The organism is Dietzia sp. HMSC21D01 (genome assembly GCF_001815995.1).
Classification (GTDB): domain Bacteria; phylum Actinomycetota; class Actinomycetes; order Mycobacteriales; family Mycobacteriaceae; genus Dietzia; species Dietzia cinnamea.
Genome location: NZ_KV823623.1, coordinates 1 through 5,585, shown reverse-complemented (window position 1 = coordinate 5,585; position 5,585 = coordinate 1). Strand labels below are relative to the sequence as shown.

Sequence of the window (5,585 nt, the reverse complement as noted above, 5' to 3'; positions counted from 1 at the left end):
CGACGGCCGCGATCGCCCCGGCCAGCCCCCGCCTGCTCAGTCGGCGCTCGAACAGCGCCTCGGAGAGCGAGAGCCGGGCCGGTGGGGCCTCGTCCGCACCGGACAGGTCGACGGGGCGCGGCTCGGGAGTGGCCGCCACGGCGGGAGCGCCGAGACCGACCGGGGCCTGCGGGTCACGCCAGGGGTCGGGTGTGCGCGCCGGGGGCGCGGCGGCCTCGTCCTGCCACTCCGGATGACGTTCGATACCCCGGGGGCTCTCCGGGCCGGGGCCGAACGCCTGCGCCAGTGCGGGATCGGCGTCACGGACGACGCCCGGGTCGGCGCTGCCCACGGCGCCGGTGGCGGAGGTGGGGTCGAATCCACCGGAGACGCCCTCGGGGCGGGAGAACAGGGCGACGACGTCCGGATCGACGGCCGGTCGGTGGATGGGTGCCGGCTCGCGCAGGGGGCGGTCCGGCTCCTCGTCGCGCCCCGTCGCCCCGCGCACGCCACTCTGGTCCTCCACCCGGCCCACCCTAACGGCCGCGTCGCCGCAGCCGGCGAAGCAGCCTCGCCCACGCGGTCGCGGACGCCTCCGCGGGGGCGGGCGTCCCGTCCCGGTCGTCGGCTGGCCCGTGAGCGGCCACGGTCAGATCGTCCAGGTTGCGTAGTCGCTCGAGTAGCTCGCGGGGCATGTGGATGGGTCCCGAGCCCCGCAGCGCGTGGCGCGCCTCGCGCTGCCCCTCGACCTCGCGGCGGCAGTTGGCGCAGCGGGCGAGGTGCGCGTCCGCGCGGGACTGGCCGGCCTCGGGCAGCCGGCCGTCGACGTACGCTGCCGCGGCCTCGATGGAGAGGTGGTCGGTGGACAGGAAGTGCTCCCGCGTCCGCGGCGGCCCGGTCCGGCCGACCACTTCCCGCGCGGACGTCTGCGACAACCTGAACTCGGGCGCGGAGCCGCGCCCGTGACGATGTCGATCCACGCCACGCCCTCCCGACCGTCGGCCTGCGGGGCGGTGTCCCGCCCGATCTCGATGGGTCAACGTCCGAAACGGCTCCGCTGTTCCCGCCGTCGGACGCGGCGGCTCAGCTGGACCGCTGGTGCGCTCCGGTGACCCCGGCGGCCTCGAGCTCGGCGCGCAGGGCGGCGCGGCCGCGGTGGATACGGCTGCGGACGGTACCCATCTTCACCCCGAGGATGCGGCCGACCTCCTCGTAGCTGAGGTCCTCGATGTCGCTGAGGACGACGGCCGCCCGGAACTCCGGGGTCAGGTTGTCGAGCGCCGCCTGCAGCACCGGGTCGAACGTCTCGTCGGCCAGGACCTGCTCCGGGCTCCGCTCGCGCCCGGGGACGCGTTCGGCGTCCTCGGGCAGGGTCTCGAAGCGAATGCGCGAGCGTCGCCGGGCCATGTCGAGGAAGAGGTTGGTGACGATCCGGTGCATCCACCCCTCGAAGGTCCCGGGCTTGTAGCGGTCGAGGGACCGGAAGACGCGGATGAACGCCTCCTGCGTGATGTCCTCCGCGTCATGGGCGTTGCCGCAGAGTCGGAACGCGAGGCGGTAGACCCGGTCACCGTGCTGGGCGACCAGTTGGGACCAGGTGGGCATGTCCGCCGCGTCGCCGGTCGAGTCGAATCGTGCGGTGCCTGCCGACTCGTCGGGGGCCACCGGGGCGATCGTCGTCCCGTGCACGGTTCGTGAGTACATGCGCTGCCGCCGCCTTCCGGCGCGGGGCGTGTCCCCGCGCGGTGGTGGTTCGCGCCCTCGTGGCGCGACGTCTGACCACTGTCCCCTACCGGTCTGTCCTCACGGTATACGCGTACTGAGATCGCACTGAGAGTTTTGTACCGATCCGGTCACCGCGCGTTGGTCGCCGCTGCGCCGGTCCGCGGCGATACGCTGCTCGGGTGTCCGATTCCTCTGATCTCCCCGCCACCGACCGCTCCGGAGCCGACGGGCTGGCGCACCGGAGCGCGGCCCTCGTCGACGACTCCCTCTACGCCCCGGCCCGCGCCGAGGCCGACGAACTGGGTGCGCCCTCACCGGACGCCCCGACCGCGGAGGCCATCCGGATGATCGCCCGGCTGAACGGCACCCGCGCCGCGGTGTGCATCACGCCGGCGCCGGGTGTCCCCGCACTCGCGATCCTCGCGGCGGCGGGACAGGGGTCCGGGGCCGTGGTCACGTGCATCACCGAGGATCCGCACCACCTCGACGCCGCGCGGGCCGCGGTCCGCGGGGCGGGTCATCCCTCCTCGGCGGCGCGCTACATCGCGGCCCGCCCGCTGGAGGTCGCGGACAAGCTCGCCGACGGCGCATACGACCTGGTGGTCGCGGACGTCCCCGCCCACTCGGTGACGCGCCTGATCTCGCGGTCGCACCAGCTGCTGCGCTCCGGCGGGGCGCTCGTGCTCATCGGCGAGCACGCGCCCCTGCCGGAGGACACGGACCTCCCGGAGCACGCCCACGTGACGCTCCTGCCGGTGGGCGCCGGGCTCACCGTCGTCACGCTCTGACCCGTCACGCTCTGACCCGTCACGCCGCCCGGCGCGCCCGGCGATCAGCCCGGCAGGGACGTGACGGTGTTCTTGGCGACGCTGACGACCCCGCCCGCGCTGATGGGGAACCGCTTCCGGTCGCGTTCGTGGTCGACGCCGATGAGGTCCCCGTCGCCGATGTGGCAGTTCTTGTCGACGATCGCCTTGCGCACGACCGCGCCGCGGCCGATGCGCACCCCCGGCATGAGGACGCTGCCCTCGACCACGGCGCCGTCCTCGACGACCACGTTGTTGGACACGACCGAGTTGCGCACGGTGGCCGCGGAGATGATCGTGCCCGCCCCGACCATCGACTCCTGCGACATCCCGCCGTTGACGAACTTCGCGGGCGGCAGGTTGTCCTGCTGGGTGCGGATGGGCCACCGGTCGTTGTAGAGGTTGAACACCGGGTGGACCGAGACGAGGTCCATATGGGCGTCGTAGAACGCGTCGATGGTGCCGACGTCGCGCCAGTAGCCGCGGTCGCGCTCGGTCTCGCCGGGCACGTCGTTGCGGGCGAAGTCGTAGACGTAGGCGCGCTCCTGCTCCACCAGGGCGGGGATGATGTCGCCGCCCATGTCGTGGGAGGAGTCGGGCTTCTCGGCGTCCGCCCTCAGGGTCTCGATGAGCGCGTCCGTGGTGAAGATGTAGTTACCCATCGACGCGAAGGTCGCGTCCGGGTCGTCGGGGGTGCCGGGCGGGTCGGAGGGCTTCTCCACCCAGCCGCGGATGATGTCGTCCTCGCCGGCGTCGATGCAGCCGAAGGCGAACGCCTCGTCGCGGGGGACACGGATCCCGGCGACCGTCACCGCGGCGCCGGTGGTGATGTGGTGGTCGAGCATCTGGCGCGGGTCCATGCGGTACACGTGGTCGGCGCCGAAGACGACGATGTGGTCGGGCTTCTCGTCGTGGACGAGGTTGAGCGACTGCAGGATCGCGTCGGCCGAACCCGTGTACCAGCGGGGCCCGAGCCGCTGCTGGGCCGGCACGGGGGCCACGTACTCGCCGCCCATGCCCCGCATGTGCCACACCTGCGCGATGTGGCGGTCCAGGGAGTGCGACTTGTATTGGGTGAGGACGCAGATGCGCATGAACCCGGCGTTGACGAGGTTGCTCAGCACGAAGTCGATGAGCCGGTAGGACCCGCCGAACGGCACGGCGGGTTTCGCGCGGTCCGCCGTGAGCGGGAAGAGTCGCTTGCCCTCGCCGCCGGCGAGGACGATTGCTAGGACATGCGGCTGGTTCCTCACGACCCCACCGTATCGACTCCGCGCGACCCGCCACGGGGCAACGGGCGCTTTGACCCCCGTCGCGCGCCCGGTCGTCACCCCGGCGACGGGCGGCGTTCACCGGGCACGCCTCGGGCGGGGGCCCGAGCGACTACCTTGGCCGGTGTGCGAGTAGCGATGATGACGAGGGAGTACCCGCCGGAGGTCTACGGCGGGGCCGGGGTACACGTGACCGAACTGGTGGCCAACCTGCGGCCGCTGTGCGACGTGGACGTGCTGTGCATGGGCGCGGACCGCGACACCGCCCGCGCGTTCCGCCCCGACCCGGAGCTGGGGCCCGACGCCAATCCCGCGATCCAGACCCTGTCCGCCGGCCTGCGGATGTCCGTCGCGGCCGAGGGGGCGGACATCGTCCACTCCCACACCTGGTACACGGGGCTCGCAGGGCATCTGGCCGGTCAGCTCTACGGCGTCCCCCACGTGGTGTCGGCGCACTCGCTCGAACCGAGCCGGCCGTGGAAGGCCGAGCAACTGGGAGGCGGCTACCGGGTCTCGTCGTGGTCGGAGCGCAACGCGTTCGCGAACGCCGACGCCGTGGTCGCGGTGAGCGCCCGGATGAAGGACGAGATCCTGCGTGTCTACCCCGAGGTCGAGCCGGGCCGCATCCACGTGATCCTCAACGGCATCGACACCGCGGTGTGGGCGCCGGTCGAGACGTTCTCCGGGGAGGACTCGGTACTGCGGCGCCACGGGGTCGACCCGGACCGTCCGATCGTGGCGTTCGTCGGGCGGATCACCCGGCAGAAGGGCGTGCCGCATCTCGTGCGGGCCGCCCGCGACTTCCACCCGGACGCCCAGTTGGTGTTGTGCGCGGGCGCGCCGGACACCCCGGAGATCGCGGCCGAGATGGAGTCACTGGTCGCCGAGCTCAGGGCGGCACGGGACGGGGTCTTCTGGCTGCGCGACATGCTGCCGCGCGAGGAGGTCATCGAGATCCTGTCCGCCGCGAGGGTGTTCGCGTGCCCGTCGGTGTACGAGCCGCTGGGCATCGTCAACCTCGAGGCCATGGCGTGTGACACCGCCGTGGTGGCCTCCGACGTCGGTGGGATACCGGAGGTCGTCGTCGACGGCGAGACGGGCGTCCTCGTCCACTACGACGAGTCGGCGACCGGGGCGTTCGAGCGGGGGCTCGCGGAGGCGGTCAACGAGCTGATCGCGGATCCCGAGCGGGCGGCGCGGATGGGCCGGGCCGGCAAGGAGCGGGCCGTGTCCCGGTTCTCGTGGCAGGCGATCGCCGAGCAGACCCACCGGATGTACTCCTCGCTGCTGTAGCGCCGTGCCGACGGCGGCCGCCCGGTGCGCCCGCACGCCCGCACGCCCGGATCGTCAGTAGCGGCGGTCGCCCAGCGGCACGCGGTAGGAGCGCACCTCGACGTGCAGCCGGACCGGCCGGTCGTCGGCGCCGAGGGCGGCCTCCAGCCGTGACCGGTCGAGGTGCACCCCGCTGGGCCCCATGAGCGCGAGGTCGACGGCGACCGCCGCGGGCACCTCGGTGCGCTGGTCGACGACGCGGACCGGGCCCGGCTCGAAGGCTGCCGCCAGTTCGGAGTCGAGTCTCGCGGCCTTGTCCGGCGCCGGCTCGAGCAGTCCCCCGGCCGACCGCAGCGGCTCGAGGTGCCCCTCCCCGGGCACCGCGACGACCAGCGTCCCGCCCGGGCGCAGCACACGCGCGAACTCCGACGGATTGCGGGGTGCGAAGACCACCTGCACGAGGTCGACGCAGCCGTCCGCGAGTGGGAGGCCGTCCCACGTGTCCGCCACCACCGCGGCCACCGCCGGGTGC

General features: G+C 73.3%; 5 protein-coding genes and 2 pseudogenes. 2 read left to right on the top strand and 5 right to left on the bottom strand.

Annotation, left to right across the window (positions count from 1 at the left end):
• The 3 genes and pseudogenes from HMPREF3086_RS00730 to sigE form a co-directional block, all read right to left on the bottom strand.
• Positions 1–505: pseudogene (locus HMPREF3086_RS00730) on the bottom strand (peptidase); the annotation flags it as partial.
• Between the two features lie 10 nt (positions 506–515).
• Complete coding sequence (locus tag HMPREF3086_RS00725; protein WP_061227643.1) at positions 516–959, bottom strand: anti-sigma factor family protein; 444 nt, start codon at positions 957–959, stop codon at positions 516–518.
• A 103-nt stretch (positions 960–1,062) separates the two neighbouring features.
• On the bottom strand, positions 1,063–1,683 hold the full coding sequence (gene sigE / locus HMPREF3086_RS00720) for an RNA polymerase sigma factor SigE (RefSeq protein WP_061227642.1): 621 nt from the start codon (positions 1,681–1,683) through the stop codon (positions 1,063–1,065).
• Positions 1,684–1,883: 200 nt separating this feature from the next.
• Between sigE and HMPREF3086_RS00715 the strand changes: the two genes are divergently transcribed.
• Positions 1,884–2,492, top strand: coding sequence for an O-methyltransferase (locus tag HMPREF3086_RS00715; protein WP_070719709.1), 609 nt, complete (start codon positions 1,884–1,886; stop codon positions 2,490–2,492).
• A gap of 44 nt (positions 2,493–2,536) precedes the next feature.
• On the opposite strand, the gene glgC is transcribed toward HMPREF3086_RS00715, so the two are convergent.
• Positions 2,537–3,763: a glucose-1-phosphate adenylyltransferase gene (gene glgC, locus HMPREF3086_RS00710; RefSeq protein ID WP_007629839.1), complete on the bottom strand. Its 1,227-nt coding sequence runs from the start codon at positions 3,761–3,763 to the stop codon at positions 2,537–2,539.
• 144 nt (positions 3,764–3,907) lie between these two features.
• Here glgC and glgA point away from each other — a divergent pair, with 144 nt between their 5' ends.
• Positions 3,908–5,074 (top strand): glycogen synthase, encoded by a 1,167-nt coding sequence (glgA, locus tag HMPREF3086_RS00705; RefSeq protein WP_210401809.1) that lies wholly within the window; start codon positions 3,908–3,910, stop codon positions 5,072–5,074.
• A 54-nt stretch (positions 5,075–5,128) separates the two neighbouring features.
• Here glgA and HMPREF3086_RS00700 read toward each other — a convergent pair.
• A pseudogene (locus HMPREF3086_RS00700) lies at positions 5,129–5,585 on the bottom strand (methyltransferase type 11); the annotation flags it as partial.